This is a genomic window from Bacillus sp. sid0103 (assembly GCF_019219025.1).
Genome location: NZ_JAHUWN010000003.1, coordinates 61985 through 88261 on the forward strand (window position 1 = coordinate 61985; position 26277 = coordinate 88261).

31 protein-coding genes and 1 riboswitch are annotated in these 26277 nt (G+C 38.1%); of the genes, 13 read left to right on the forward strand and 18 right to left on the reverse strand.

Translation table 11 applies throughout. The annotated features are described in order from the left end of the window. Nucleotides 1-29: 29 nt before the first annotated feature. The 3 genes from KW850_RS04270 to KW850_RS04280 form a co-directional block, all read right to left on the reverse strand. On the reverse strand, nucleotides 30-1229 hold the full coding sequence (locus tag KW850_RS04270) for a phosphoglycerate dehydrogenase (RefSeq protein ID WP_218346339.1): 1200 nt from the start codon (nucleotides 1227-1229) through the stop codon (nucleotides 30-32). Next, the gene (locus tag KW850_RS04275) at nucleotides 1226-1483 is read right to left on the reverse strand and encodes a hypothetical protein (protein WP_218346621.1); all 258 of its coding nucleotides are present in this window, start codon (nucleotides 1481-1483) and stop codon (nucleotides 1226-1228) included. Before KW850_RS04275 ends, KW850_RS04270 begins: the two co-directional genes overlap by 4 nt. 105 nt (nucleotides 1484-1588) lie before the next feature. Further along, nucleotides 1589-1667, reverse strand: a riboswitch (ZMP/ZTP riboswitch). 114 nt (nucleotides 1668-1781) lie between these two features. Further along, the gene (locus tag KW850_RS04280) at nucleotides 1782-2804 is read right to left on the reverse strand and encodes a threonine aldolase family protein (protein ID WP_218346340.1); all 1023 of its coding nucleotides are present in this window, start codon (nucleotides 2802-2804) and stop codon (nucleotides 1782-1784) included. A gap of 185 nt (nucleotides 2805-2989) precedes the next feature. Here KW850_RS04280 and KW850_RS04285 point away from each other — a divergent pair, with 185 nt between their 5' ends. From KW850_RS04285 to KW850_RS04295, 3 genes are all read left to right on the forward strand, one after another. After that, nucleotides 2990-3505, forward strand: coding sequence for a PH domain-containing protein (locus KW850_RS04285; RefSeq protein WP_218346341.1), 516 nt, complete (start codon nucleotides 2990-2992; stop codon nucleotides 3503-3505). Beyond that, entirely contained in the window at nucleotides 3502-4932 is a 1431-nt protein-coding gene (locus tag KW850_RS04290) for a PH domain-containing protein (protein WP_218346342.1), read from the forward strand. The genes KW850_RS04285 and KW850_RS04290 overlap by 4 nt, the downstream gene beginning before the upstream one ends. A gap of 486 nt (nucleotides 4933-5418) precedes the next feature. Continuing rightward, nucleotides 5419-6036, forward strand: coding sequence for a DUF47 domain-containing protein (locus tag KW850_RS04295; protein WP_218346343.1), 618 nt, complete (start codon nucleotides 5419-5421; stop codon nucleotides 6034-6036). A gap of 117 nt (nucleotides 6037-6153) precedes the next feature. Here the strand turns inward: KW850_RS04295 and KW850_RS04300 are convergent, their stop codons facing one another. Continuing rightward, entirely contained in the window at nucleotides 6154-6378 is a 225-nt protein-coding gene (locus KW850_RS04300; protein WP_256358101.1) for a hypothetical protein, read from the reverse strand. Further along, nucleotides 6371-7222 carry a ParM/StbA family protein gene (locus KW850_RS04305; RefSeq protein WP_218346345.1) on the reverse strand — a complete coding sequence of 284 codons (852 nt, stop codon included), beginning with the start codon at nucleotides 7220-7222 and terminating at the stop codon, nucleotides 6371-6373. The genes KW850_RS04300 and KW850_RS04305 overlap by 8 nt, the downstream gene beginning before the upstream one ends. A gap of 306 nt (nucleotides 7223-7528) precedes the next feature. Between KW850_RS04305 and KW850_RS04310 the strand changes: the two genes are divergently transcribed. Beyond that, nucleotides 7529-7909: a VOC family protein gene (locus KW850_RS04310; protein WP_256358077.1), complete on the forward strand. Its 381-nt coding sequence runs from the start codon at nucleotides 7529-7531 to the stop codon at nucleotides 7907-7909. A gap of 99 nt (nucleotides 7910-8008) precedes the next feature. On the opposite strand, the gene KW850_RS04315 is transcribed toward KW850_RS04310, so the two are convergent. From KW850_RS04315 to KW850_RS04325, 3 genes are read right to left on the reverse strand one after another with little or no spacing between them, the layout of a single operon-like run. Then, nucleotides 8009-8500, reverse strand: coding sequence for a GNAT family N-acetyltransferase (locus KW850_RS04315; RefSeq protein WP_218346346.1), 492 nt, complete (start codon nucleotides 8498-8500; stop codon nucleotides 8009-8011). 28 nt (nucleotides 8501-8528) lie between these two features. Then, on the reverse strand, nucleotides 8529-9296 hold the full coding sequence (locus KW850_RS04320) for a TSUP family transporter (RefSeq protein ID WP_218346599.1): 768 nt from the start codon (nucleotides 9294-9296) through the stop codon (nucleotides 8529-8531). A gap of 36 nt (nucleotides 9297-9332) precedes the next feature. Beyond that, nucleotides 9333-9488, reverse strand: a complete 156-nt coding sequence (locus KW850_RS04325) for a hypothetical protein (RefSeq protein ID WP_218346347.1) — start codon at nucleotides 9486-9488, stop codon at nucleotides 9333-9335. A gap of 159 nt (nucleotides 9489-9647) precedes the next feature. On the opposite strand from KW850_RS04325, the gene KW850_RS04330 reads away from it, so the two are divergent. Both KW850_RS04330 and KW850_RS04335 read left to right on the forward strand, forming a co-directional pair. Next, on the forward strand, nucleotides 9648-10130 hold the full coding sequence (locus KW850_RS04330) for a DUF2975 domain-containing protein (RefSeq protein WP_218346348.1): 483 nt from the start codon (nucleotides 9648-9650) through the stop codon (nucleotides 10128-10130). Nucleotides 10131-10140: 10 nt separating this feature from the next. Next, nucleotides 10141-10365 carry a helix-turn-helix domain-containing protein gene (locus tag KW850_RS04335; RefSeq protein ID WP_218346349.1) on the forward strand — a complete coding sequence of 75 codons (225 nt, stop codon included), beginning with the start codon at nucleotides 10141-10143 and terminating at the stop codon, nucleotides 10363-10365. Between the two features lie 138 nt (nucleotides 10366-10503). Here KW850_RS04335 and KW850_RS04340 read toward each other — a convergent pair whose 3' ends face one another. From KW850_RS04340 to KW850_RS04350, 3 genes are all read right to left on the reverse strand, one after another. Continuing rightward, nucleotides 10504-11022 (reverse strand): CBO0543 family protein, encoded by a 519-nt coding sequence (locus KW850_RS04340; protein ID WP_256358078.1) that lies wholly within the window; start codon nucleotides 11020-11022, stop codon nucleotides 10504-10506. A 117-nt stretch (nucleotides 11023-11139) separates the two neighbouring features. Next, nucleotides 11140-13020 carry a molecular chaperone HtpG gene (gene htpG / locus KW850_RS04345; protein WP_218346350.1) on the reverse strand — a complete coding sequence of 627 codons (1881 nt, stop codon included), beginning with the start codon at nucleotides 13018-13020 and terminating at the stop codon, nucleotides 11140-11142. Nucleotides 13021-13327: 307 nt separating this feature from the next. Beyond that, nucleotides 13328-14335, reverse strand: a complete 1008-nt coding sequence (locus KW850_RS04350; RefSeq protein ID WP_218346351.1) for a DUF3231 family protein — start codon at nucleotides 14333-14335, stop codon at nucleotides 13328-13330. A gap of 836 nt (nucleotides 14336-15171) precedes the next feature. Here KW850_RS04350 and KW850_RS04355 point away from each other — a divergent pair. After that, nucleotides 15172-15357: a hypothetical protein gene (locus KW850_RS04355; RefSeq protein WP_144549708.1), complete on the forward strand. Its 186-nt coding sequence runs from the start codon at nucleotides 15172-15174 to the stop codon at nucleotides 15355-15357. A gap of 139 nt (nucleotides 15358-15496) precedes the next feature. Further along, complete coding sequence (locus KW850_RS04360) at nucleotides 15497-15652, forward strand: hypothetical protein (RefSeq protein WP_218346352.1); 156 nt, start codon at nucleotides 15497-15499, stop codon at nucleotides 15650-15652. Nucleotides 15653-15741: 89 nt separating this feature from the next. On the opposite strand, the gene KW850_RS04365 is transcribed toward KW850_RS04360, so the two are convergent. The 3 genes from KW850_RS04365 to KW850_RS04375 all read right to left on the reverse strand — a co-directional run bounded on the left by KW850_RS04365 (nucleotide 15742) and on the right by KW850_RS04375 (nucleotide 18507). Next, the gene (locus tag KW850_RS04365; RefSeq protein WP_218346353.1) at nucleotides 15742-15984 is read right to left on the reverse strand and encodes a hypothetical protein; all 243 of its coding nucleotides are present in this window, start codon (nucleotides 15982-15984) and stop codon (nucleotides 15742-15744) included. A 93-nt stretch (nucleotides 15985-16077) separates the two neighbouring features. After that, nucleotides 16078-16749 (reverse strand): GGDEF domain-containing protein, encoded by a 672-nt coding sequence (locus KW850_RS04370; RefSeq protein ID WP_218346354.1) that lies wholly within the window; start codon nucleotides 16747-16749, stop codon nucleotides 16078-16080. Between the two features lie 243 nt (nucleotides 16750-16992). Next, complete coding sequence (locus tag KW850_RS04375; protein WP_218346355.1) at nucleotides 16993-18507, reverse strand: amino acid permease; 1515 nt, start codon at nucleotides 18505-18507, stop codon at nucleotides 16993-16995. Nucleotides 18508-18719: 212 nt separating this feature from the next. Here KW850_RS04375 and KW850_RS04380 point away from each other — a divergent pair, with 212 nt between their 5' ends. From KW850_RS04380 to KW850_RS33995, 3 genes are all read left to right on the forward strand, one after another. Beyond that, complete coding sequence (locus tag KW850_RS04380) at nucleotides 18720-19628, forward strand: Gfo/Idh/MocA family protein (RefSeq protein ID WP_218346356.1); 909 nt, start codon at nucleotides 18720-18722, stop codon at nucleotides 19626-19628. A 66-nt stretch (nucleotides 19629-19694) separates the two neighbouring features. Next, nucleotides 19695-20606, forward strand: a complete 912-nt coding sequence (locus KW850_RS04385; RefSeq protein ID WP_218346357.1) for an MBL fold metallo-hydrolase — start codon at nucleotides 19695-19697, stop codon at nucleotides 20604-20606. A gap of 423 nt (nucleotides 20607-21029) precedes the next feature. After that, nucleotides 21030-21722, forward strand: a complete 693-nt coding sequence (locus tag KW850_RS33995; protein ID WP_218346358.1) for a YhcN/YlaJ family sporulation lipoprotein — start codon at nucleotides 21030-21032, stop codon at nucleotides 21720-21722. Nucleotides 21723-21765: 43 nt separating this feature from the next. On the opposite strand, the gene KW850_RS04395 is transcribed toward KW850_RS33995, so the two are convergent. Both KW850_RS04395 and KW850_RS04400 read right to left on the reverse strand, forming a co-directional pair. After that, nucleotides 21766-22161 (reverse strand): gamma-glutamylcyclotransferase family protein, encoded by a 396-nt coding sequence (locus KW850_RS04395; protein ID WP_218346359.1) that lies wholly within the window; start codon nucleotides 22159-22161, stop codon nucleotides 21766-21768. Beyond that, the gene (locus KW850_RS04400) at nucleotides 22158-22589 is read right to left on the reverse strand and encodes a hypothetical protein (protein ID WP_218346360.1); all 432 of its coding nucleotides are present in this window, start codon (nucleotides 22587-22589) and stop codon (nucleotides 22158-22160) included. Before KW850_RS04400 ends, KW850_RS04395 begins: the two co-directional genes overlap by 4 nt. Before the next feature lie 113 nt (nucleotides 22590-22702). On the opposite strand from KW850_RS04400, the gene KW850_RS04405 reads away from it, so the two are divergent. Both KW850_RS04405 and KW850_RS04410 read left to right on the forward strand, forming a co-directional pair. Beyond that, a complete protein-coding gene (locus tag KW850_RS04405; protein WP_218346361.1) occupies nucleotides 22703-23521 on the forward strand; it encodes a GDSL-type esterase/lipase family protein in 819 nt (272 codons plus the stop codon). Between the two features lie 177 nt (nucleotides 23522-23698). Further along, nucleotides 23699-24748, forward strand: coding sequence for a C40 family peptidase (locus KW850_RS04410; protein WP_308128751.1), 1050 nt, complete (start codon nucleotides 23699-23701; stop codon nucleotides 24746-24748). A 65-nt stretch (nucleotides 24749-24813) separates the two neighbouring features. On the opposite strand, the gene KW850_RS04415 is transcribed toward KW850_RS04410, so the two are convergent. Together KW850_RS04415 and KW850_RS04420 are read right to left on the reverse strand one after the other, a co-directional pair. Further along, a complete protein-coding gene (locus KW850_RS04415; RefSeq protein ID WP_308128752.1) occupies nucleotides 24814-25800 on the reverse strand; it encodes a glycerophosphodiester phosphodiesterase family protein in 987 nt (328 codons plus the stop codon). A gap of 130 nt (nucleotides 25801-25930) precedes the next feature. Then, nucleotides 25931-26260, reverse strand: coding sequence for a hypothetical protein (locus KW850_RS04420; RefSeq protein ID WP_218346362.1), 330 nt, complete (start codon nucleotides 26258-26260; stop codon nucleotides 25931-25933). Between the last annotated feature and the right edge of the window lie 17 nt (nucleotides 26261-26277).

Here is a 26277-nt window from a genome sequence, read left to right on the forward strand (position 1 = left end):
AAATTCATCCATTAGATCTTTTAAGACTCTTAAATAATACGAACTGTTACAATACCTTCAATTTGATCGATTTTTTCCAATAAACCAGGAATGATATCGCCGTTCACTTTATTGTCGATGTCGATCATCGTATAGGCGTATTCTCCACGGCTTCGATTAATCATGTCCGCGATATTTAACTGATAGCTCGAGATTGCCAATGTAAGCTGGCCAACCATGTTTGGTACGTTTTTGTGGAATGCCGCCACGCGTCGCTTACCTGTGTAAGGCAGGGATGCGTTTGGAAAATTCACCGAGTTTTTGATATTTCCTGTTTCTAGATAATCCTTTACCTGGCGGGATGCCATAATGGCACAATTTTCCTCAGATTCTTGTGTTGAAGCACCAAGATGTGGGATTGGAACAGCATTTTTCATTTTCAATACATTTTCATTAGGGAAATCTGTCACATACGTACCAACCTGCCCGCTTTCTAGGGCGGCAGCCATATCTGTTTCATTCACAAGCTCACCACGTGAGAAGTTAAAGATATGAACACCTGGCTTCATAATGCTAAAGGTTGCTTCGTTAAACATTCCTTTCGTATCCTCAGTTAATGGAACGTGTACGGTTATATAATCACAATTCGTAAACAACTGTTCAATGGTCATCGCACGCTGAACATTACGTGACAAGTTCCAAGCCGTATCCACAGAGATGAATGGGTCAAATCCAATAACATCCATATCTAAATCAAGTGCATCATTCGCTACAAGCGCACCGATTGCACCTAATCCAATCACACCAAGTGTTTTTCCTTTAATTTCTTTTCCAACGAATTGTTTCTTACCTGCTTCTACAAGCTTTGGTACTTGTTCGCCTTCCCCTGCTAACGACTTGGTCCAGGCCACGCCGGCAAAAAGGTTACGAGATGTTGCCATTAATGAAGTCAGCACCATTTCTTTTACAGCATTCGCATTTGCACCAGGTGTATTAAAAACAACAATCCCCTGCTCTGTACATTTGTCGACCGGAATATTATTAACACCCGCTCCTGCGCGAGCGATCGTCTTTAATTTATTTCCTAGTTCAATAGAATGCATGTTGAAACTACGAACCACAATCGCATCTGGATTGTCACTTTCATTGTCGATCGTGAAATGATCCTGATTAAAAACATTTAACCCGCTTTCTGCAATATTGTTTAACGTTTTAATGGTTTTCATTTTGTCTAGGGTCATTGTGCTCATTGGGTTTTCTCCTCTATTCTTCTGTGATAGTTTTTAAGTTTATTAATTAGCAAATTTTTCATTTTAAAGGTTCTGTTAAACCTGTCTGTTGATTTCCGTTCCAGGCGCTTCGCTTTCCGCGGGCGGTCCGGGGAGCCTCCTCGTCGCTGCGCTCCTGCGGGGTCTCCCCTGCCCCGTCCTCCCGCAGGAGTCTTCGCGCCTGGAACGTAGATCAACAGAGTGCCAAAATCAACAATAAGCTTTAACATAGCCATTTTATAAAAAAATCTTCTATTAAAAAATGCAATTTTATAGTCATATGACTTCCAGCCGGTTCTATCCCCTCCTAATAAACAGAAAGAGGCAAGGAATTATTTCCTTACCTCTGCCCAGGCGAACGGCTGCGACACTATGTGCTCCCTCGCGGTGATCCGCGTTTCGCCAGTTACACATAGCCTTTTTTTATTTCTCTAAAAATAACAAATTTTCTAAGAACATTCAAGCATATTGAACATTTTAAATGTTTATTTTTTTTTATAAAATTTATTGACATCACATCAGATCGAGGTTCTTCTAGTATTTCTTCATATCCTTAATTAGAGCTAAGACCTCGTCCTCTTTTGTCGCCCAAGATGTTACGAGGCGAATCGCCGAATGATCCGCATCCACCTTTCCCCAAATATGAAAGGAATAGTTTTTCTCTAATTCTCTGATTAGTGCATTCGGCAGAATCGGAAAAATTTGGTTTGATGGAGAGTGCGTAAGAAACTGAAAATTAGCCTTACTGATTTCTTCACTAAGAATGGCTGCCATTTGATTGGCATGCGAAGCTAATTCAAAGAACAAATTATCCCTGAACAATTCTAGGAATTGAATACCTATAAGTCTTCCTTTTGCAAGTAGTGCCCCTTTTTGTTTCAGATGGTAGCGAAAATCTTCCTTCAAAGAATCGCGGCAGATGACTAATGCCTCACCAAGAAGTGCCCCATTCTTAGTTCCGCCAATATAGAAGGCATCGACTAGTCCTGGCAGGTCGCTCAACTGAAGGTCGTTTTCCTCCGAACAGAGGGCCGAGCCAAGTCTTGCCCCATCCATGTACAAGATAAGATGGTTCTTTTTACAAAATTCACTTAGTTCCTCTAGTTCTCGCTTGGAATAGATGGTACCAATTTCAGTAGAATTCGATATGTATACAAGCTTCGGTTTGACCATGTGCTCATCTGGATGTCCGTCGAGCACTGCTTGCACGTCTGCAGGAGTTAGTTTCCCGTTCTCTGCTTCAATCGACAGGATTTTATGCCCTGTTGCTTCGATGGCGCCCGTCTCATGACCAAGAATATGACCGGTGCTTGCTGCCATGGCCGCTTCATGCGGTCTTAAAAAAGCAGAAATGGCAATCAGATTGGTTTGTGTTCCGCCTGATAAGAGATGAATATCAACGTCTGACCGTCCGATTTTCTCCTTGATTACTTCAACCGCTTTTCGTGAAAATTGATCCTCTCCATAACCATCCTCTTGAACAAGGTTGGATTCCAATAACGCATTCAAAATTTTAGGATGTGCGCCTTCGCTGTAATCGTTCTTAAAGCTGTACATGATCTTGCCCCCGTTAAATAATTAAAAATTGTCACTTCCATCCTATCGTATCATAATTTTAAATTGTCTAAAAACCTTAAGAAGTTAGACTTCAACAAGAAATACTATATATAAAATCCACACTAACTGTAACAATTGAAACTATTTGATAGAATGACACGTATAGACTATTTGAGGTGAAAAGAATGTACATACAAATAGAGGAACCGACAGAAAAAATTTCGACAGATGCTGTGAAGATGTGGCGAATCTCCAATTCAATTGGGCATGGAATCGCCTTATTCATTATCGCTGTATTAATCATTTGCACAGTGAAGTTTGATTGGTATGGATGGATTGGCATCGTTCTTTATATTCTTGGTGGAATCGGCGTTCTATCTGCTATTTTCTCCATCGTGATTGAACCGGTCTATTTACAATTGACCTGGCGATATAGAATTGATCAGCAATTTGTTCAATTGAAGCATGGAAAATGGCAAGTACAACACACATTAATCCCGATGGAAAAAGTGGAATATGTTCGGACAGAACAAGGTCCAATCATGCGGCGCTATGCTCTATACAACATTGAGATTGGAACCACTACTTCGAGCCATGTCATTCCTGCCATTCCAGCAGAAACAGCACAACATCTAAAATCAGAAATTGCCTCCTTTGCAAAAATACAAGATACAGATGGAGTAGAAGGTGAAAGAACATGAAAAGATATCATCCCGCCGTAATCGTCGTTGAGTTGGTATCGTTTATCAAAAACTGCATTTGGTTCTTTCTCTTTTTATTTGTCATTAAAGCCTCCTCCACTTCCGATTGGGTAATTTGGGGCCGCTATCTCCTGTTACTTGCTACCGTCTGCACCATTCTTACCATTATCTTAAAATGGTTCTTCCACCGCTTTGAATTGGTTGGGGATGCTATTGTCCTTTACGAAGGCATTTTTGTCAAAAAACAACGGACGGTTGGATTGGATCGTATCCATAACCAAACTTCCACCACCTCGTTTGTGCACCGTTGGTTTGGACTTACTTCCCTCACGCTGGAAACAGGGACAAGTGGGGAGAATGCTTCTGTTGAGTTTAAAGTGATTAAAAAAGAAGAAAAAGAACGGATCCTCGCTCACTTGGAACAAAAGCAGGCTTCTATCGAGGCATTAGCTGACAGTGGAGTGGAGAAATCGTCAGAGCGTACGGTACACTTTCGAGCGACTAGAAAAGATTTAATAAAGGCATCCTTTACATCTCTAAGCTTCCTGGCAATCTTTCCACTATTAAGTGCGCTTTATGCCAATCTAGCAGATTTTTTTCAAATTGAGAAAACGACAAAAAATGCCTTTGAATATTTATGGCTCCATTGGTGGATGTTGATTATTCTTTTTGTCCTCGCCCTCGCCTTGTCCGTCGTAATCGGGTTAATCCAAACGACGTGGAAGTATGGAAATTATGTTATCAGTGATGATCGTGAGCGGATTTATATCGAAAAAGGGGTTGGCAATTTTATTAGTTTTTCGATTCAAAAACAAAGGGTTCAAGCCATCATCGTCGAACAAACCATCATTAAACGGATTCTCGGCCTTGCTTCCATCAAGCTTATCAGCGCTGGTGGGTATGATGAAGAAGATCAGGAAACAAGCTCTCTTTATCCATTTATGCCAAAGCAAGAAGCCTATCGAGTTTTACACACCATGCTGCCGGATTACCGGATTGAAGAACATATGGAACGCTTCCCGATCAAAGTCCTTTGGCTTAAGCTTCTCCGTCCGTATTATCTATCCCTTTTGTTCCTAATCGGCCTGTGGGTTTTCAAAAGAGAGTGGTTGTGGGTCACAGCGATTGTCTTTGCCATTTCCGTTTTACTACGTATCCTTGACTACTGGTTCACTAGTTATCTTCGGGATGGGAATACGGTGCAAATAAGAAAAGGCGGATTAACAAATGAAACCTTCGTCACCCACCGCAACCGAATCCAACAGATTACCGTCAAACACACATGGCTGCAGCGAAAATTCGGTGTCGCGACCCTTTTATTCTCAAATAAGGCTAAGCCCGTGCATGAGAGTAAGTTATATGGAGTATCAAAAGGAGAAGCTGAAACCTTCTATATGTGGTACCATAAAAAATCCGGCTCGTTATAACAACGTGCCGGATTTATGTATTTTCATTAAGAACCCAAGAAATATTACTCCTCTAAGCTTAATTGAAGGACAGGGTTAGGAAAAACTTCTGGTACAAACTCTAAATCCTCAGATAATCCAAAAGTGAAATTCTCTATTTCAATCGTATTCGTTTCATTAAAGTTAGAGAACGTACACAATTCTCCTTCTACCACTCTTCCAACAAAATGATAAACCCCTATGTATAACCATATTCCTGCTTATTAATTTTTTGTCGAGTAGATATAGGGCGTAAGCCGTTACTAGTCGTTCGTTTGTTGCATTTATTATAGTAATCCAAATTGTAAGGGTTTTGAAAAAGGTTTATTACATCCTGGTCATTTGTGTTTTACTTATTGTCGCAATTGTTGACGTCAGGCACCAAAATGAGCGTATAGAAATGGATAGCAGTTATTCACTGTATTTATATGGCTACTACACCAATTGGGACAAAGTGGAGGTAATTTAATGGCATTAAAAAAGAAAGACAAGTTCTTTAATCATTTAACTAGCATCTCTTTAAATTTAAAAGAAAGTGCGAACTACTTTGCTGAATTCAAATTGAAAAATGTAAGTGATCTTAAAATTTTTTCCGAAAAAATGAAAGAATTTGAATTAAATGGGGATACCCTTGTTCATGACCTTATTAGTGATCTAAATAATGCTTTTATCACTCCTTTTGAGCGGGAAGATATTTTAGCTCTTTCAATAAGCATGGATGATATTTTGGACGGTTTATACCATACATCTGCACTATTTGAAATGTACTCTATGATTGAAACGGACGAATATATGCTAAAATTTGTTGACGCGATCAAAAATTCTGCAACGGAAATTGATGCAGCTATTGAACTGCTATCAAAAAAGAAATTGCTAAATATAAGAGAACACGCAATTAATATTAAAGACATTGAGTCTTATTGCGACAACATTTTGCGTGAATCCATTAAACAATTGTTTACTTCCCAGAAAGACCCTATCCGAATTATTAAATACAAACAAATCTATGAAGGTTTAGAAGAAATCGCTAACTGCTGTAAAACAGTGGCTAATTCGTTTGAAACAATAATTATGAAGAATGCTTAAAAGATTCATCTAAACAAAAGATATTTATGTCACCTAGTTTATTTCCTTGTTGCACTGCCATGTTATCTCGTATGGACTCCAAAGTATTCATTCCCAAAAAAAAACCCCATTTAGGGGTTAGAGACCGAAGCTTTTCAATTTTGACTTGTCGATAGATTTTTCTTGTTTCATTTCATGTTCTTTACGAAGTCCTCCGGCACTCTGTTCCATATCTCGTTGGATCAAGCGTTTGATATATGTGGCAAACTGAGTGAACTGGTTACAATGTTCTAAAAGCTCACTTTCGAAGGGGTCATCAAGGTTGAAAGGTACTGACTTGACCGTTCGGTTCAGTTTATTCATCAGCAAAGACTGCTTTCCCTAGAGTATAAAATCCGAAAGCGTTGGCATATTGAGGACTGTATGTTTTGGGTCCGTTTGTCCGGAAGTGGACGGGTTTGATTAGCTGGATATTTTTAAAACTCTCTTTCATATATGGGAGAAGATATTCAGCAATTCCTCCGCAAAGAAAGGTAGGCTCACTCAAGTGCCACTTGCCTCGAAGTTCCGCTAGGATGGCTACTGCCATTTGTTTTTCTGTCATATCCGAGTGTGTTTCTGCTCCGAAAGCAAGAGTCCCGCTTTTCCTGTCAATAAAATAGCCATCTTCCACTCTTAAATAGTTCAAGGTACTACTTCCAGTGTCGATGATGTTCGCAATCTCCTCCGGCCTGTCTGCCATGCTGAAGTATGCCCCCGAACCTTCAGGCGCGACTCTTACTTCCTCGATGTAGAACGTTTTCTTTACATTGTTCACCGTGATCGTGTGGACCCCTTCCAGCATTTTCTCAATCTTTTCCCTGTCTTTTTTCACCATTCCACGGATTGGCTGCCCAACCACTACACAGTTCCCTTTCGCTTTTCCATATTGATGAACTGCCACCAGTACCCTGATCTTTGTTTCCTCGTGCGCTTTCGAAATATCTCTCGGCTCTCTTATTGCATGACATTCCCGCCAGGCGATATTCCCCACGAACAGCTTCTCTTCCCCGTACTCGACGATGTAGTCGCCTACTTCCATTTGGTTGCCCAAATGAAGATGGCGGTAAGGTCCAATTGTTGACCTAAACTTAAACACCTCGTCCCTCGTTCTTCCTTTCACTTCGTAGGCGCCGGCATCGACCGCTATAATCCATTTTTGAGTCATTATTCCTTCCCCTTTTAACAATATTGTGGACAGTGCACATATGTCATACATCTAATCTTTTTCAAACCTATTATATGAGCGGAGTACCACATGTGACACACACCTGTCATACATTACTGTTCATTGGAAAAAATTATTTCTTTTATCAAAATAATTTATTATTGAGGTAAGGGTAAAACTAATAAAGCAGGATATCCCTCCATCATGAAAGGCATATGAAAACTATAAAATATTAGAAATTGCTTCTGTCTTTTCTAGTTGATAAACTGATATTATAAAACTCAATGTTTAAGAAGGTGATTTACGATGATGATTAATAAAATTGGAAAAGTTACGGTTTACGTAAATGATCAAGAAGAGGCAAAAGATTTTTGGATACATAAACTCGGTTTTGTCTTAAAAGTAGAACAAGCTATGGGACCAGATGCGTTTTGGATCGAAGTTGGCCCAAGTGAAAACGAATTTACCACTTTAGTACTGTATTCAAAGGCTGCAATGGAACAACATCAACCTTCTAAAGTTGCCCACCCTTCTATTTTATTCAGTACCACTGATATCGAAGCAACTTATGAAAAAATGAAGCAAAATGGTGTAGTAGTTGATGAGATGTTACGATTACCTTTCGGAAACATGTTCAACTTTAAAGATCAAGATGGAAATGATTATTTAATAAGAGAAGATAAATAATTTAGCGACAAACTGGTTTCTCGCATAAATAAAAGACGAGGTATTTTGAATAAATGTCAAAATACCTCGTCTTTTTGCCCTAATTTCTCCTACATCTTTCTAATTTAATAACTTTTGATACTTATTAAAATCCCCAGTTTGACCGATCAGGGTGAACCCGCAGTTTTGATAAAATTGATTTAGCTTTTGATTATGAGCCACGCAATCTAGTCGTAAATATTTGACACAACCAGCAAAATGACCTGCTATCCACTGCAGCGTTTCCATTCCTAATCCATTTCCTTTGTGGTTTAATCCCATTGCCAGGCGGTGTATGTAAATGGAAGGGTCATTACTCTCTCCCCAAATCTCAAGATCCCAGTCACTTTGTTTAGTTGAAGCCGTAAATGTTCCAATTATTTCGTTGTCCCTCTCAAGGACATACGTCTCATTATTAAAAATCGCTCGGTGAATTTCAGCATAGTCCCCGCCTTCTAATAAATAAGACCATTGATTAATCGCGTTAGTTTGAAACCATTTTGCAATCTCTTTTAATAGCTGGCGAATTTGTTCGGTTTCATCACTTCTTGCCAGCCTAATCCGACCATTCAATTCGGTACAACTCCCATCTCCTCATTATTTAATGAAAATAATCATATGTATTTTTGGCTAATAATAAAAAGGTTACAGCGATAAAGAGTGCCCGTACATAACCGCTTCCCCGTTTAATCGCAAATTTCGAACCACAGATAGCCCCAGCCAATTGTGCAAGGCCCATTGGTATCCCATAGGCGTAATTAACTTGTCCTAAAAAGATGAACATCAATAACGCAGATACATTACTGCCAAAGTTTAAAAACTTGGCATTCCCCGCCGCCTTCAAAAAATTAAAACCCATCGTTAAAAAGGCAAATATTAAAAATGAACCCGTTCCTGGACCGATAAAACCATCATAGAAGCCAATCGCAAAGATGACAATCATAAAAATAATAAGATGGTGGGTGGCGAATTTTTTGTGGGTAGAAATACTGCCCCAATCTTTTTTAAAAATCGTATAAATGGCCACCACTGCGAGCATGACGAGCATCAATGGCTTTAGCAATTCGGGATCCATTAAATGTACCGTCCACGCTCCAATCATCGAACCAATAAACGTGAGTGGAAACAGTTTATAGACGGATTTTAAATCAAGCTCTCCTGAACGATAAAACATAATCGTACTCGTTAATGAGCCCATTGTCCCCACAAATTTATTGGTCGCCACTGCAGCAGCTGGCGTCAGACCTGTAAATAATAATGCCGGCAAGGCAATTAGTCCGCCACCGCCGACAACGGAATCGATAAATGCGGCTAGAAAGCCAAAAATAACCAAAATAAATAATAACGTTGGATCTAAATCAAACAGCATTTCATCAGCCTTTCTATTTGCCACCCTTGCCCGAATTTATTTTTCAAAACATAAGTGGACAAACTTCATCATTTTAAATAAATCGATCAACCTTACCATCACCCGAGTCCCGCTTTCCCACTTCTTACTTGCCGGAATGCCTTTAATAATGTGATACTCCCGCAGATATAAATAGTATGCCGTTTTCCTCATTAAATGTCACCTCCCATAAGGAGTCCTTTTTTAATTTTTAAAAATGAAGGTATGTAACAAATCGATAATAATATATTAAAAAGGAGTAATTATTTATTGAAATTCGATAAATAATATATTAAAATCAAATTTCTAATAATTTTAAGTGAGGTGCTTTTTATGAAAAAAGGAACAACATTGTTTTTAAAACTTGCTGTTATTCTTATGGGAATCCCAGTTCTTGCTTTGTGTATTTTTTTGGTGCCTGAGATAGCGAATTTTGCAGCAGAATTGTATCCAGAACATGCTTATATAAAATATTTCGTTTTTATCGATTTGTATGCAGCAGCGATACCTTTTTACTTTGCTCTGTATCAAGCTTTTAAACTTTTAGGCTATATTGACAATCATAAAGCTTTCTCGGAATTGTCTGTAAAGGCTTTAATGAATATAAAAAAATGTGCCATTACAATCAGCAGCCTGTTTGTGTTAGGAATGCCACTTTTCTATCTCGTGGCGGAGGCAGACGATGCCCCAGGTATCATAATACTCGGTATGGTCATGATTTTTGCTTCAATGGTTATCACAGTCTTTGCTGCTGTTCTTCAAATGCTTTTAAAAGAGGCGATTGATATAAAATCGGAAAATGACTTAATAGTCTGAGGTGAAAGCAATGGCAATTATAATCAATATTGATGTGATGCTGGCTAAAAGGAAAATGAGCGTGACTGAACTTTCGGAGAGGGTTGGAATAACGATGGCTAATCTTTCTATATTGAAAAATGGAAAGGCAAAAGCAATTCGATTATCAACTTTAGATGCTATTTGTAAGGCCTTAGAATGTCAACCTGGAGATATTTTAGAATACAAAAGTGACGAAGACACTCATGAATCATAGACAACAAATCTCTTCACTAACGATAAACTTTAGTTTACAAATAAACGCTGTTGAAGTTAGAATCAACAGCGTTTTTTTAGTGAATTCCTTTGAGGTTTTTTATGAGAAAAAAGACGTTTATAGAGGAATCATCTTATATTAGGAATGGCATTTTATTAATTTCCTGTGTAAAGGGAGGAAAAAACTAAATACAATAAAATAAAACGGTATTGACATGAAAAAGCTCCAGCCGTGGGGCTTCATAAATCCTACTTTCCTCATTCCCCATTCAATTAAAGTTGAGATTATTGTAAAAAAAATGACGAGTATCCATTTATTTGTTTTCTTTAAATAGTTTAAATAAATAACTGACAGCGACGAAGGAACTAAGCTGTAGCTTATAAACTCACCTATTCCCGTGATTTTCGGGTGACCAAAATCAACTAGGTCTAACATTTTTCCAATTAAGGAATCAGAAATCCAAGCAAAAAAACCAATTACGCCGAATGTAACATAAAATTCTCTCCAACCGATGTCTTTTTTAGGCATAGAAAGAGCATATAAAAACAAAAGCATCCCTATACTGATTGGAAACCAATTTCCCTGAGCATGTAAATCTAAATTCTTCATCACTGAGCTCAATCTAATCACCTCATATTTACTTTCTCCAACTTTCATATGATTATTTCAAGCTTTGTCCTACATACTCATAGGCATAAACTAAGACTTCCTTCTCCTACAAAAAAAAACCGCCCTCATTCTAGTGTGAGGACGGCTCAAAGATTGAAATTTAGACTAGACCATTATTTTACAAATATCATTTGTAAATTCAACAGGGTCACTGATTGGTAAGCCTTCAATGAGAAGGGCTTGATTGTATAATAACTTGGTATAAAGATCTAATTTATCTTTATCATGTTCAAAGGCTTCTTTTAAGGATTGGAAGACTTCGTGGTTTTTATTTATTTCTAACACCTTGTCCGCCTTGATATTTTGATTATCAGGCATGGCTGCAAGAATTTTTTCCATTTCAATGGAGATATCCCCTTCAGAGGCCAGGCAGACAGGGTGGGACTTCAGTCTTTTTGAAATCCTTATATCCTTCACTTTATCCGATAAAATGTTTTTCATATAGTCAAAGAGTTCCTTGTTTTCCTGCTCATTGGATTCGGAAGCGTCTTTGTTATCTTCCCCATCGATACCTAAATCACCGCTTGAGATCGATTTGAATTCTTTCTCTTTGTAGGTCATTAACATTTTGATCGCGAACTCATCGATATCCTCAGTGAAGTAAAGAATTTCGTATCCTTTTTCTGAAACAAATTCTGCCTGTGGTAATTTTTCAATACGATCAATCGATTCACCAGAAGCGTAATAAATATATTTTTGATCTTCAGGCATTCTTGAAACATATTCATCCAGCGTAACGAGTTTCTTCTCTTTGGATGAGTAGAACATGATCAGGTCTTGTAATAAATCTTTATTGGCACCAAAGTCACTATAAACTCCGTACTTTAACTGACGACCGAAGGATTGATAAAATTCTTCATACTTTTCTCTTTCTTTTCTTTGAAGGCTTAGTAATTCGCTTTTAATGTTTTTGTTAATGTTTTTAGCAATCAGCTTCAATTGGCGATCATGCTGGAGCATTTCCCTTGAAATGTTAAGCGATAAATCCTCGGAATCAACCATTCCTTTTACGAAACTGAAATGGTCAGGCAGCAGGTCCGCACACTTATCCATGATCAGAACCCCGTTAGAATAGAGTTCTAAACCCTTTTCAAATTCTTTCGAATAGAAGTCGAACGGTGTTTTTTCTGGGATATAAAGAATTGCATTGTATCTGATTGAGCCTTCGACACTGATATGAATATGTTTTATAGGCTTGTCAAAACCATAGCGTTTTTCAGAATAGAAGTTCTCGTAATCTTCATCTGTAAGCTCGCTCTTATTTTTCTTCCAAATCGGAATCATACTATTGATAATTTGTTCTTCTTGGTATTCCTCATAGTCGGACTCACTGCTGTCCTTAAGTCTTCTGCTGGTAACATCCATTTTAATTGGGTAACGGATAAAATCAGAGTATTTTTTAATAATTGATTTTAAGCGATATTCTTGTAAATACTCATCATAGTTTTCATCTTCTGTATTTTCTTTAATCTTTAAAATAATTTCAGTACCGACTGTTTCTTTTTCAACAGGCTCTAACGTATATCCATCCGCACCCGTTGATTCCCATTTATAGGCCTCATCACTGCCTAATGCTTTACTAATGACGGTAACGACATCAGCCACCATGAATGCAGCATAAAAACCTACCCCGAACTGACCGATAATGTCATAGCCATCTTTAATTTCGTTTTCCTTTTTAAAGGCAAGGGAACCACTTTTGGCAATCGTCCCAAGATTCGTTTCCAGTTCATCTTTTGTCATACCAATTCCTGTGTCCAGGATCTTCAATGTACGGTTTTCTTGGTCAGGAATCAATTTAATAAAATAGTTGTCCTTGTCGAAACTTAATGAATCGTCCGTTAATGCTTTGTAATAGATTTTATCAATCGCATCACTAGCATTTGATAGTAACTCTCGTAAAAAAACCTCTTTGTGCGTATAAATAGAGTTAATCATCATTTCTAGTAATCGTTTTGATTCTGCTTTAAACTGTTTCTTCGACATAGAAAATTCCCCTTTCCATTCTAAAAATGTGAATAAACGATTTATGTAGGTACTGATTTAGATTGTCAAAAAAGTAAATCAGCACCATATTAGCACTCTAACCACCCGAGTGCTAATACCATATATTTTAATATCATATTTTTAGTTAACGTGTCAATATGTAGGTGATTTTTAATAACACTCTTAGAAAAATTTTAAAATGAGTTGCATTTTAATGAGGGCATGAAAAAAGAAGGATTATTTTGACTTAAGTAAAATAATCCTTCTTTAACAGTGTTTTGTTCAAGTGACATCAATCTTATTACACTTATTTATTTTGATTTCGAATTGCTTCCCTGTCTATTGATTGAGGTGGTTTTTCAAACCATCCATGATCAATCATAATTTTTGCTCCTTCTTCTGCATATGCAGCCACCTTTAGAAGGTATTTTTCATATAGTAGAGCTAAATCTTTACGCAGTGAGGCGGCAATGGCAAGACCGAAGTCCCCAATACCAATAGCACTTTGTGCATTCGTATGAAATAACATCAATTTATCTGAGAATGGTGCTTCCGTACTATTTGTAATAGTTGAATCCCATGTAGAAGGATAAGAGTTGTCATCCTCTTTTAATTTTATCATAAAATCTTCCACCATTTTCTTCCCAAGATCATAACCTTCTTTTAAATAGTCACTTATTTTTTTTGACTGTGCTACTTGACTAAATCCTAAAAGCATCGTTTTACCTACATTTGCCACCTCAATGTTTATGCCACTATGGGCAACTTCTATTGAAAGCAAAGGACGACGGTGACCTATTAGACCTCCAAGAAAGGATTTATCCGTAATATATTCCACTTTTTCTGGATAGGAAAGGTACGGAGAACGGATAAACACGCCTTTTTCCTGCATCATTTTTGTATTTCTGTCATATAGCGTTTCCGTTTGGTCATAAAACAGCTTGAATAAGTTACGAACATCTTCTCTTGAAGAAATTGATTTAGCCAAGCTATATGTATTCAATCCCGTTCGCCCCATATGATGGAGGTAGCGCATATAGGTTACATCCGAAAAGAGTTTTTTTGCCTGTAGGTTTACATCCTGTTTTCCAAAGCCGTTCGGAAGAGGAATCCTTTCTAATGTAAATAATTCTGATATTTGATGGATATGGTCATGCGCAGAATTCAGAGCGAATTCGAGAATCGGTTTAATGTCTTGATCCTCGGTAGTTTGTAAAAAATGAGTAAGAATACAAATAGCCATTGAATCACCAACGTATGTACTCCATAACATTGATATTTCAGCCGATGTTATCTTGGGGTTATGGTGTGCCATTGAGGTTCAACTCCATTAAAAAATTCTTTATAATCTTGTCAAATACTAAAAGTTTAAATTATTTTTTAACTATTAGTTTGTAATACCAAGTCAATATTAGGTAGGCTAGGAAGTATATAGGGATCGAATACCACATACTCCAGCCACGATATTTCATATATCCTGATTTCGTAAATACAAATTCAATCACCGCAGTTATAACTGTCCATACCAATGCATAAACCAGCAGTTTATTAGTTTTCTTAAAGTTTAAAAAAACAACTGCTATGAAAGATGGAACAAACGTGACAAGGGCCCAATCGGTAATTCCAACATCCTTCGCGGGTCCAAAGTCATGGAAATCTAACAAATGCCTATAATAATATGGCTAATCCAGGCAAAGTAACCTACAGTTGGGATAATAATAATGTTTTCTTTTAAAGTTAACCTCTTTGGCATAAATATCATTGTTACTAAAAGTAAAATAATGAGGGCCCAAACAAATACCATGTTATTATCCAACTCCTAAAAAGGATACATAATCTGCATTGTAGTTTAGTTTGTCTTTATCCCAATTATTTATGCTTTTATATAAGTTTAGAGAAGTAGCCCACTTTTATAGATAGGATTGCAATCCCCAAATAACACTTTTTACTTTAATATCTGCTATGCATATAAAAAAATACATGGTAGGTTTTGTTTCCCCATTAATACCCCTGCGAAACTTTATAAAGCCTTTCCGTAAAAACCCAAACCTATTTTGATTTTATCCTCCTATTATTTATCTTACATAAATGACATATTTGTAACGATATTGACATATATTTTATCAATCACATAGGAAGGAGGGTGAACCAATGGATAATCGAATTTTATTGTTTTTTGTCTCGATTTTATCTGGTTTTGCACTTATTAGAGTTCCTTTGGCTGATTCATTTCTTGAAAGCGTTTCCCCAGTTACTGATATCATTGGCATACTAACTGTTCTTGTCTTCTCACTCGTCTTAATTTATAAAGGCGTAAAAGGATTGTTCAGTAAGTAGTTATATTAGGAAAGCACTCTATGGGTGCTTTTCTTTATTTATTAAACTTTGGACATCCTACTTTTATAAATTTTGTTTTTTTGCAAACAATAACCTTGGGATTATTCCAATCAAAAACAATCGAAAGGAGCTATTCTACATGAAAAAAAATACATATTCAAAAGCTGAACCGACTATTGCGGAAGGTACGAATACAGAGGATGAATTAAATAGAGAGGCCACTCAAGAAGAAATTGAAAATGGAGAATCAACAAGTGTGACTGTATTATCTTTGGATGAAAACGATCCTAGTTAAAAGGAATTAGTTTTTTACTATGATCCTAAAAAAGGCTGTGTTATATTTAGCCTAATAAAAAAGCTACCAATTGATGGTAGCTTTTTCCTCTATGCGTACTTAATCCCAGCAAGCCTAATATTGTTACTATCACCTGATCCACATGGCGTTACCGCATATGTCATTTCGCAATTTGGGCAATTCATAATCACTGTTTCTAATCTGAATGATTCCCCACACTCGCAGCTAATTTCGTGCGCAACTGAAAGTGAAAAGTTTTCTTTCCCTTTACTTTTGACATGATCAACAATGTCTTTTCCATCTTTAAAATTTATTGTACAACCGCAGCTCATTAAAAGACCTCCATGGAATTCGTATGTATCTTAAGAGTAGCATAGAAATAAACAAATCCATGTGTCAAAATATCAACATATTCCAGTTGACCTTTAATTAGCCGTTTGTTTTTGTGGATAGACGTTTTGTTTTTTTAGAGATTTAATATGATACATTTTTTTATCTGCAATTTTTATTAATTCATCAAACGATTTTCCCTCACTTGGATAACAAGCAGTACCGATCGAAACACCTATTTCTAACTCATTAGGTGAGATACTTTTTAGATTTTTATGTATTTCTTCCAACATCTCAACCAGACTTTCATTCCGCTTTACACCTGGTGAAATGATCAAAAATTCGTCCCCACCCCATCTGGCCACGATATCCTTATCCCTTATACTTTTTTCCAATTGATGAGCTATATTCTTTATGTACTGATCGCCGACTTTGTGTCCAAATAAATCATTTATGACTTTAAAATCATTGACATCAAGGAGAAGAAGAGTGAAATCTTGCTTTTTCTGTTTCGTTTTTGATTCCATTTTAGAAACAAATGCTTCAACACATCTTCTATTATAAATGCCCGTGAGCGCATCTTTCTCTGAATAAAACTTTGCAATATCATATTGCTTCCCAAACCACCATGCGAGCGTTAACAGGATTGGTAAACCTAAATACTCAATCCAGCTAATGTAGCTATCTCTACTATAATAATAAAGCATATACAGTAAATTAATCATTAAAACAATGGAGAACGCACTCAGCCTACCCTTGATTTTCATAAAACTCATCATCCTTATACTATTCAATTTAAAATAACTACTTGATAAACAGAAACATCTTGATTCACCATTTTTCACTAAAGCTTCACAACAATAAACTGATTTTATCAAATGAAAACGGATACAAAGAAATGATTTCGGTCAACAAATTCCGACATTAAAAACTATTCTGAGCGTATAAGTGTTATTTTAAAAAAGTAAATGCGATGCTACTGAAGTAGAAGCATCGCATTTATCTATTCGTCATCCATCATAGTGTTCTCGTTCTCTTTCTTCTTTCTCAAACATATCATCATTATCCTTTTTTAGCTGTGATTCGCGTGGATATTGTGACGACTTCTCTTTCAAGTTCATTTCCTCCGCAAATTCGGTTAATAAATTGGGTTGCTTTGTCATAATTAGATTACCCTTTCTTAGTGAATTTACTGCTTTGGAACGGGTGTAAAGTCTCATAACATAATAAATGGAGGCATATAACACAACCATTACGATTCCGGCTACCAAACCTACCCCCTGCCCGGGAATAAACGGCATACATACAAGCACGATAATCATGCTAATTAATGCAATCCAAGACGTGTACGGGTAGCCTCGCATTTGGCATATACCTTCGGGAGGACATCCGTTCCGTTTGCGAAAGCGGATATGACTAGCCATAATGACAGCGTAAGTAAAAATTAATGCGAAGCCACCGGTCGTAATCAGCACCAAGTACACTCGAGGAAACAAGAGGCCAAATCCGAGGCCAACAAGCATCGCAAATCCGGAAAATAAAATCCCGCGATACGGTACATCGCTCTTATCCCTCAGCACATTCGGGGCATGACCTTCGTCACCAAGAGACCTGATCATTCTCCCCAGACCGAAAATACAGGCCAACATAGCTGAAAGGATAGCAGAAATTAACACAATATTTATTGCTCTGCCTGCCCAGCCAATCCCCCATCTTTCTAGGGAAGCTACCATGGGACTTACGTTTTCATTCAGAGTAGCTGTCGGAATAAGTGGTAAAAGTACTGCCGCATAAAGGATATACAAACCAACAAGAGAGAACACTGTATATCGAATCGCTTTAGGAATGGTATCACGTGGATTTTCCGCTTCAGTGGCAGCAAGCCCAATAATTTCAAAACCTGCATAGGCAAAAATCACCAGCAGCATACTGCCCGCAATTCCCTTTATTCCACCGGGCATAATTGGCTCAGTCCTCAGCTCCCCAGCGCCAATGGCCGAAGTTCCTGGAAGCACACCTAGGATTAATACGATTGCAGTGATAATGAAAAAAATAATCGCGAATATTTTTATTCCTGAAAGACCACTTGCCAGTTTGCCAATCTTATCAGCGCCTAATAGGTTTAGCAATGTTACACCTATGATGATCGAACTTCCCAGTAAACCAATTGATACATTTGGAAACCACTCACGGATTAAGATGGAAATAGCTGTTGCTTCACTGGACATCGATAGAACTGTCCCCGTCCAGTACAGCCAACCAACTACAAAGCCTGTCCCCTCCCCAAGTTCTCGAGCTGCAAAAGTACTAAAAGACCCTGTCGTTGGATTTGCTACTGTCATTTCAGATAAGGCATAAAGAATTAGATAAACCAATCCCCCCGATAAAATATAGGAAAGTAAAATGGACGGCCCTGCTGCATGAATGGCAACTGATGATCCTAGAAAAAAGGACCCTCCAATTACACTCCCTAAAGCCATCAATGTAAGCTGCCAAGCGGACAATCCTTTGCGCTTTTTCTCCATTGATCTTGTACTCCTATACCATATATTTTGTAATGTGCGATAAAGGTATTATTTACTTGGCTCTACAAAATGATTCTGAATGAAAAAACGAAGTGCTCACCTATACTAAAAAAAACTGTTTGATTTAAAATTTTTTATAAATGCCATAAAGCATGATATTCTGTTCTTAACTATTCAGCAATTTAGACCTTATATGGTAATGGAGGATTAATATGAAAATTGGTGTCATTGGATTGGGTGATATTGCTAAAAAAGCCTACTTACCCGTTCTTGCTGAAAAAGAGGATATTCAATTAGTGCTTTGTACAAGAAATGAGGAAACTCTTGACATCTTAACAAAAAAGTATCGAATTGAAGAAAAGGCTCAAACGGTGAAGGATTTAATCAAAAAAGAGATTGATGCAGCCATAGTCAGTACGGCGACAGAAGCACATTTTGAAATAGCAGAAAAGTTACTAAGAAGTGGGATCAACGTGTATATAGACAAACCCATTTCCATGAACTTTCATGAAACCCAACGAATTGTGAATCTCGCCAAAGAAAGCGGCAAGATTGCGATGGTAGGTTTTAATAGACGATTTATCCCCAAAGTAAAAGAACTTAAGGATCACGGGAAAGCAAACTTGATTATCATGCAAAAGAATCGCTTTGCAGCCCCGGATTATATTAGAAGATTTGTGGTCGAGGATTTTATCCATGTGGTCGATACGCTTAGATTTTTGATGGATACCAAGGTTACAGATATTAAGGTTGAATACCTAAGGAATGGGAAAATGCTGGACCATTTGGTCATTCAGTTGCTTGGCGAAGGATGTACTGCAATCGGGGTCATGAACAGAAATGGCGGAGTAACAGAGGAAATCATTGAATATATGACCGGACACCATAAATATGTCGTCAACAGCCTGGTTGAAACCACTCACTTCCATAATAAAGAAATACGTATTTCCAAATTTGGGGATTGGGAGCCAACCCTTTATAAAAGGGGCTTTTATCAACTTATAGATCATTTCATTAACTGTATTCAAACAAATACGATTCCAAATCCTTCAATTGATGATTCCCTGATTACTCACGAAATTTGCGAAAAAATTGTAAAATACATTGATTCCGATTGTTAAATTACATACGTTCTCTGCAGTTAAGTGGTTTATTTAAAAGTTCATTGAAAATTATGGTGAGTAAAAATGAAAATATATACTAATTTAGATAATGTGACCAGCTACAAATCCTTTAAAGACTTACGGAAATGGCAGAAAGAACGAAAAAAGAAAGTGAAAGATTTATCGGTTAACATTGAACAATTTCCTTCCAAGAAAGTAAGCGAATTACTGGAAAACAAAAGCCTGACGTCCTATACATGGGTTGGTCATTCCACCTTTTTGATCCAACTGAATGGATTGAATATACTTACAGACCCAGTTTGGGCTAGGCGGATGGGGCTGGAAAAAAGATTAACTGAACCAGGCATCTCATTAGCAGAGCTGCCAGAGATTAATGTTGTCGTTATATCCCATGGTCATTACGACCATTTGGACTTCCCTACTTTAAAAAAATTAAAAGGAAACCCGCAATACTTTGTCCCTGCTGGTTTGAAGTCTGTTTTTAACCGAAAGGGCTATCAGAAGGTACGTGAATTAAATTGGTGGGAAAGTGTTGAACATGAAGGAATTACGATTCATTTTGTTCCTGCACAACATTGGACCAGAAGATCACTGACTGATATGAACACTTCCCATTGGGGTGGGTGGATTTTTAGTACGTCCCAAGAAACACTATACTTTGTCGGAGATACCGGATATTTTAGTGGCTTTAAACAAATAGCTGAGCGTTTTGAGACCATTGATACGGTGTTTATGCCAATTGGCGCCTTTGAGCCGGAATGGTTCATGTCCCCTGCTCATATCTCACCAGAAGACAGTGTGAAAGCCTTCATCGAATTAAAAGCAAAAAACTTCGTCCCCATGCATTATGGCACCTATCGGCTAGCCGATGACACCGGGCCGGAAGCATTAGATCGTCTACTCCGAGAATGGGAAAAGCAGCAACTACCTAAGGAACAATTGAAAGTGCTGCTCATTGGGGAAACGGTATTTTAAGTTTATTTGACCATCTTGATGAATCAAATGAGATAACGGTAAGATTAGCGACCTTTATCTTACCGTTATCTCTGTTTAACAGCCCTCTCGGTAACTTAAGCGCCTTCTATCTTACCGTAAGCACTGGATGACAGCCCTCTCGGTAATATAACGACCTTTTATGTTACCGTAAGCCCTGAATAACAGTCCTCTCGGTAACATAACGACCTTTTATGTTACCGTAAGCCCTGGATGACAGCCCTCTCGGTAACATAAGCCCATTTTTTCTTCCCGTAATATCTAAACCCTCGCTATCCCAGTAAATTAAACACATTCAGCTACAATACCAAATTCCCTTCAAATTTTACCTGCACTTCCCCTCGAATACATTCACTTAAACAGGTCACGATAAGTATGTAAGACTTTTTAAAGGAGTGATGATTTGTGGTGAGAAAAAGCTGGGTGACGTTTGTTTTAGCAACTTCATTATTTGGATTAACTGGCTGTGCAAACAACAATAATAATGCGGCCAATGATAATAAAAACAATTTGGGTGTCAACAATGTTAGAAACAATACCATTAATGGTGTGAATGTAAGGAATGTTTCTAATCAAAATTTACGGGTTTCTGCCCGTGCGATTAGGAATGTGGAAAGTTTAAATGAAGTAGATCAAGCAAATGTCATCATTCGTGATAATGATGCATATGTAGCCGTACGATTAGAAGGTACTCAAAATGGGACGCGGGCCCGAGGCGCTTCAACGGGAACGGGTCCAAATATGAATGCCACTTATGGAAATGGTTATAATTCTGGCACGACTGGTACCAATGGCGATGCCAATTTGAATGCAAATACTGGTAATCGTACAAACGCTACCATTACTGGAACGACTGGAACAAGAACAAATGCTCGTATTAATCGTGCCAATGATCTTAATGCACGTGGGACCAATGCACTGAATCAGAAAATTATAAATCAAGTCCGTGCAGCTGATCGCAGTATTGACAATGTCTATATTTCTTACGATACCAATACTTTCGGTCAAATGACCAATTATTCCAATGATATTCGGACTGGAACAAGAGTTGACCTATGGGACGACTTTACCAATTCCGTTAACAGGATGTTTAGATAATTGAATAAAGCTGCCGAGGATGTCTCCGGCAGCTCTTTTTTCATTAGCATTGGCCTAGATACATACACCAGTCTCCGCTCTCAATTCGCTCCATGTTTCCTGTTTGTTTTCCACTTGGCAATACATAGACCAAAGCGCGAAAACTCCCTAAATCTGTTTTAACAAGCTGCTCAATTCGGTCATAGTAGTTCGTTTCCGCTGAGCCCGTATATCCTTCAAGATGGTCTAGTGACTCGAGTTGGATATCGTCAACCTGGTAAAGTTCACCGGACACTCTCCCGCTCAAAACTGTGACTAAAAAGGGATAACCTAGGTTTGAATCATATAGCTCCCCCACGGTCCAACACTCCCTTACGATACAAGAAGCATTCCTTAAAAAGTGATGATTTCTTTGGTTCTTTCTTAATGTTCCATAGACAAAAACTAGCTGTTTATTCACCTAACCTCACTCCTAACACTTTCTACTATACTAATCTGCTGCAACGCCCTTTGTAAATTTCTAGTCTCATTAAACACCTTATTGAGTAAGGAAACGGTGTTATAACATGCTTCAACATCAAGTGTTTCTAATGAGGTATGTTCATTCATGAAACCAGCTGAGAGATTAACACTTTGAATGCCATGTTCAGCCCAGATTCTCGTATCACTGCTGCCGCCGATTGTGGCTTTCCAGCCTTGCAATCCGACCTGTTCGGCTGCTTCTTCAAAAAAGCTTCCGTAATTCTCATGACAAAAACGTTGGTATCCGCCGCATGATGTGACAATGTCACCCGTTCCACGCCGGTCTACGACGATGGACGCATCTACACCCCAGAAGAGGGTTTCATCGATATTCCTTGCACCAATTAATCCACTTTCTTCTTCCACTTTTCAACAGCATTCAAAATAAACCTCCCTCCTTTCTCTAGTAAACTGGAAATCACCTCCTACTAATATTCACTTGTTTTCTTGTTATAATAGAATATTCAAGGAGTGATGGTATGAAAATAGTAAAATATCTATGTGTTTTTGTATTGCTCATCGGCCTTGGTATTACGGCGTGGATTTATTATCCTCAGTACCAAATACACCAAATGAAAAAACACACGGTTGCGGTGAGCAAGAACGCTGACCAAACCTCTTATCTCAATTATTATCGAAATGCCAAAACGTCTCAACTTCACCATTTGGCGATTGGGGATTCTATCATTCGCGGAGTGGGTGCAGGGAAGAATGAGAATTTTGTCAGTCTATTTTCTAGTCAATTGGCAGAACAGACTTCTAAACAAATTGTATCTCAAAACGAAGGAATCAACGGGATTACTAGTAACGAATTAAACAATTTGGTTCAGGAAGGCCGCTTTGATGAAGCAATCAAGCAATCCGACATTATCACGATAAATGTAGGCGGCAATGATATTCTTCGAATCGCAAACGGCCAAGATATTCGGACGGTCCTTCAAAGCTATGACCAAATCCAAACTTCCTTTTCGAAAAATTTGTTGGACATTTCGGCGAAAATAACCCATCTAAATCCCAAAGCTACGATTGTATTTTTAGAATTGTACAATCCATTACCACCTGATAACCAGATGTATGGAGTAGCGGATAAAATGCTGCCAAAATGGAATCTTCATATATATGAAGTTGCGAATAAAGTCCCAGGGTCGATTGTCATTGAAACCACGAAAGTCATTAATGGGAACCATCTGCAAAACCTTTCACCGGATGGTGTCCATCCAAATTTTGCTGGTTATACTGCAATTTCAGAGCAAATGATGTATCAATTTAAACATCAATCAAGGAAAAGTCCTGTTTAAAACCGAAAGAAGTTTCATTCTTTCGGTTTTTTTATCCTATTTTTCTACTACTCTTTGTTATTTAAATGTAATACTCCGATAACACTACTGATAGAATGTTTTGTTACAATTTTTATACATCAAATAGTGCGAACATTTAGAAAATAATAGAGTTAAAAAAGAAAGTAGTGGTGTTAGGTGATCAAAAAGATACTTACCATGGTGTGTTTTGCCATCATGCTTACAGCAGCTGGGATTTCCATACATGAGGTTCAGGCTGAATCGGTAACTGACAAACAAACTCCTCAAACAACCCAACATGAGCAATTATCACTTCAGCGCAATTTTTTAACCATCAATAGCCAATTAAAACGGGTTTCCCAAGCCATACAAGCAAATAATCAAGACTTTGAGAAGATTATATCTGATCGCAAAAAAGCAAAAACTGAAGTCAAGCAACTTGAGAAAGAGATGAACAGCTTAAAAAAGGGTCTGGATAAACGAAAAACGGTTTTAAAGGAACGTGCTCGTTCCTATCAGCAAACGGTTAAGCATGTTGCCTATCTCGATCTTCTTCTGGGGGCAACAAGTCTAAGTAATTTTGTGGAACGTGTTGGAGCAGTCGCTGCCATTGCGGAGGCAGACCAAGATCTTCTTAAACAGCTGGAAACGCAGCAACAGGAATTTGAAAACAAAAAAAGAGCATGGAAAAAAAGGCTCACCGACCTTGCCACTATGAAAAAAAAGCTAGAAACATTAAAGGGTAATCTAAAAAAACAAGAAAATGATTTCGAAATGCTGAAGGAACAGCATCAAAAGGAAACGAGTCAAACAAACATAACTAGATCCTCTAAAAACGATAGTGAATACATAAGAACGGTCATTAACGCTGGAAATAAATATGTTGGTAACTCGGTTTATGTGTTTGGCGGAGGAAGGAATAAATATGATGTTGCTCGTGGAAGATTTGATTGCTCCGGCTTTGTCCACTGGGCCTTTTCACAAGCAGGAATTGAAATCGGCACCTCCACTTCGACCATAAAAGATGATGGCAGACAGGTTTCTCCCCAAAACATTCAACCAGGCGATCTAGTCTTCTTTGATACGTACAAAAAAGATGGACATGTCGGTATCTACCTTGGCGATGGAAAATTTATTGGTTCTCAAAGTTCAACAGGTGTGGCAGTGGCCGACATGACAAAAGGATATTGGAAAAACGCGTTTAAGGGGCGGGTAATCCGGATTTAGGGGTAAGATTGATTCATAAGGAGTTCATGCCGAAAAACGGCTGTATGAACCCCTCATGACAGAAATTATTCTTGCCCAGCTCCCTTAACTAACGGTGCAATTCGATCAATCCGATTGGTCCAAATGCCGCCAGTAAAGTTAGCAGGAAGTCGTTTTAGGTCATTAGCAGAATCAAAGCCTTCAGACCAACCTCCATCCCCTGCGACCACGATGACTCTCGTGTTTACATGATCCATCCGAGTTAAAAATTTGTTCGGCCAGCCCCACAACAAAGAAGCATATTTTTCAGGAATGTGTAATTGGGTATTCTTACATGCAGATGGCATATAGCCTGTCCACCCTACACCTAAATAAGGAAGCAAACAGCTTTGTAGTGTTGCCATCGACATTACGCGCATCTCTGGAAGTTGTTCCTTTAAAGCTTCGATCGGTTGATCATCTCCATAGACTGTAAGCTGTTCCAGTCTTTTTTTCGGTAGTTTTGATAAAAATTGAGCAAGCATCGTGCCCTCTCTAGGGTCAGCGTTTTTAATGTGAATTAACAATGGTTTATTTGCGAAATGCTTCATCACTTCATCTAAAGAAGGCATTAATCCCACCCCTTTTCCTCGGAATGGGAAAGTCTTACCGTTATCTGCCGTATAGCCGTACCCAATATCGACCTTTTTCAATTCTGCCATCGTATAGACTTTGGTCTCACCTTTCACATTTGTCCGGCAGTCAAGCGTCCCATCATGGAATACAGCAAATTGACCATCTTTTGTTGGTTTAATATCTAGTTCGACCAAATCAGCCCCCGCTGCAAAGGCAGCATCCATAGAGGCCAGCGTGTTTTCTAAATAGGGATGTTCGGGTTTATAAATTCGCTCCGCAGTACATGTATCCCACTTAATTCCTTTCATAGAAAAAGTTTGACCAAGGCCGCGGTGTGCCAGCAAGAATGGCTCGCCCTTACGTTCCTTTGTTAATAGAGAACTATTATTAAAGAACATAAAAACAATCAGGAAAAGCAGGAAAAGTCCGAGTCTTTTAAATCCTTTTTTAAATTTCACTTTTTTTCCTCCAGAGGATGTTTAAGGTTTCCTTAACCATAATAAGGGAAATATGAAAACCAGACAATATTCATTCCAACAGCAAAGCAATTATCGAGGCATCAAAAATATGATGCCTCTGTATAAAACTTTATACCCACTTGATATGTGAGGCTAACACCTCTCCACCTTCCTCTGGGTCATATACTTCAAAAAACTTAAAGGTTGGGGGCTCATCTGTTAGATCATGGAGCTTTCCCACTAATTTTGGAAACAAAACTTGATTGGCCCGCTCCGCATCTTCTTTGGTGTCCCAATAGTTTAATGCTCTATATTCTGAAACTGCGTCATCATAAAAATAAACATTGCCTCTAAAGCCTGATAAGGTTCTGCTGATTTTGTCTAATTCATTAGTTATTCGTTCAGCCGTCGCTCTTTGTCCATCTCCTAATTTAAAGTGAACCAACCGTGCATAAAACATCTTATCCCACTCCTCAC

Bases quoted from the DNA above. Each gene is read 5' to 3' on its own strand.
- KW850_RS04385 (WP_218346357.1), top strand. From the start codon at position 19,695: ATGAAAATATATACTAATTTAGATAATGTGACCAGCTACAAATCCTTT.
- KW850_RS04350 (WP_218346351.1), bottom strand. From the start codon at position 14,335: ATGGCACACCATAACCCCAAGATAACATCGGCTGAAATATCAATGTTA.
- KW850_RS04360 (WP_218346352.1), top strand. From the start codon at position 15,497: ATGAAAAAAAATACATATTCAAAAGCTGAACCGACTATTGCGGAAGGT.
- KW850_RS04420 (WP_218346362.1), bottom strand. From the start codon at position 26,260: ATGTTTTATGCACGGTTGGTTCACTTTAAATTAGGAGATGGACAAAGA.
- KW850_RS04355 (WP_144549708.1), top strand. From the start codon at position 15,172: ATGGATAATCGAATTTTATTGTTTTTTGTCTCGATTTTATCTGGTTTT.
- KW850_RS04375 (WP_218346355.1), bottom strand. From the start codon at position 18,507: ATGGAGAAAAAGCGCAAAGGATTGTCCGCTTGGCAGCTTACATTGATG.
- KW850_RS04305 (WP_218346345.1), bottom strand. From the start codon at position 7,222: ATGACTCAAAAATGGATTATAGCGGTCGATGCCGGCGCCTACGAAGTG.
- KW850_RS04335 (WP_218346349.1), top strand. From the start codon at position 10,141: ATGGCAATTATAATCAATATTGATGTGATGCTGGCTAAAAGGAAAATG.
- KW850_RS04295 (WP_218346343.1), top strand. From the start codon at position 5,419: ATGGCATTAAAAAAGAAAGACAAGTTCTTTAATCATTTAACTAGCATC.
- KW850_RS04285 (WP_218346341.1), top strand. From the start codon at position 2,990: ATGTACATACAAATAGAGGAACCGACAGAAAAAATTTCGACAGATGCT.
- KW850_RS04370 (WP_218346354.1), bottom strand. From the start codon at position 16,749: ATGAAAATCAAGGGTAGGCTGAGTGCGTTCTCCATTGTTTTAATGATT.
- KW850_RS04380 (WP_218346356.1), top strand. From the start codon at position 18,720: ATGAAAATTGGTGTCATTGGATTGGGTGATATTGCTAAAAAAGCCTAC.
- KW850_RS04280 (WP_218346340.1), bottom strand. From the start codon at position 2,804: ATGTACAGCTTTAAGAACGATTACAGCGAAGGCGCACATCCTAAAATT.
- htpG (WP_218346350.1), bottom strand. From the start codon at position 13,020: ATGTCGAAGAAACAGTTTAAAGCAGAATCAAAACGATTACTAGAAATG.
- KW850_RS04340 (WP_256358078.1), bottom strand. From the start codon at position 11,022: ATGAAAGTTGGAGAAAGTAAATATGAGGTGATTAGATTGAGCTCAGTG.
- KW850_RS04275 (WP_218346621.1), bottom strand. From the start codon at position 1,483: ATGGCTATGTTAAAGCTTATTGTTGATTTTGGCACTCTGTTGATCTAC.
- KW850_RS04365 (WP_218346353.1), bottom strand. From the start codon at position 15,984: ATGAGCTGCGGTTGTACAATAAATTTTAAAGATGGAAAAGACATTGTT.
- KW850_RS04320 (WP_218346599.1), bottom strand. From the start codon at position 9,296: ATGCTGTTTGATTTAGATCCAACGTTATTATTTATTTTGGTTATTTTT.
- KW850_RS04325 (WP_218346347.1), bottom strand. From the start codon at position 9,488: ATGAGGAAAACGGCATACTATTTATATCTGCGGGAGTATCACATTATT.
- KW850_RS04290 (WP_218346342.1), top strand. From the start codon at position 3,502: ATGAAAAGATATCATCCCGCCGTAATCGTCGTTGAGTTGGTATCGTTT.
- KW850_RS04405 (WP_218346361.1), top strand. From the start codon at position 22,703: ATGAAAATAGTAAAATATCTATGTGTTTTTGTATTGCTCATCGGCCTT.
- KW850_RS04300 (WP_256358101.1), bottom strand. From the start codon at position 6,378: ATGAATAAACTGAACCGAACGGTCAAGTCAGTACCTTTCAACCTTGAT.
- KW850_RS04270 (WP_218346339.1), bottom strand. From the start codon at position 1,229: ATGAGCACAATGACCCTAGACAAAATGAAAACCATTAAAACGTTAAAC.
- KW850_RS04330 (WP_218346348.1), top strand. From the start codon at position 9,648: ATGAAAAAAGGAACAACATTGTTTTTAAAACTTGCTGTTATTCTTATG.
- KW850_RS04310 (WP_256358077.1), top strand. From the start codon at position 7,529: ATGATGATTAATAAAATTGGAAAAGTTACGGTTTACGTAAATGATCAA.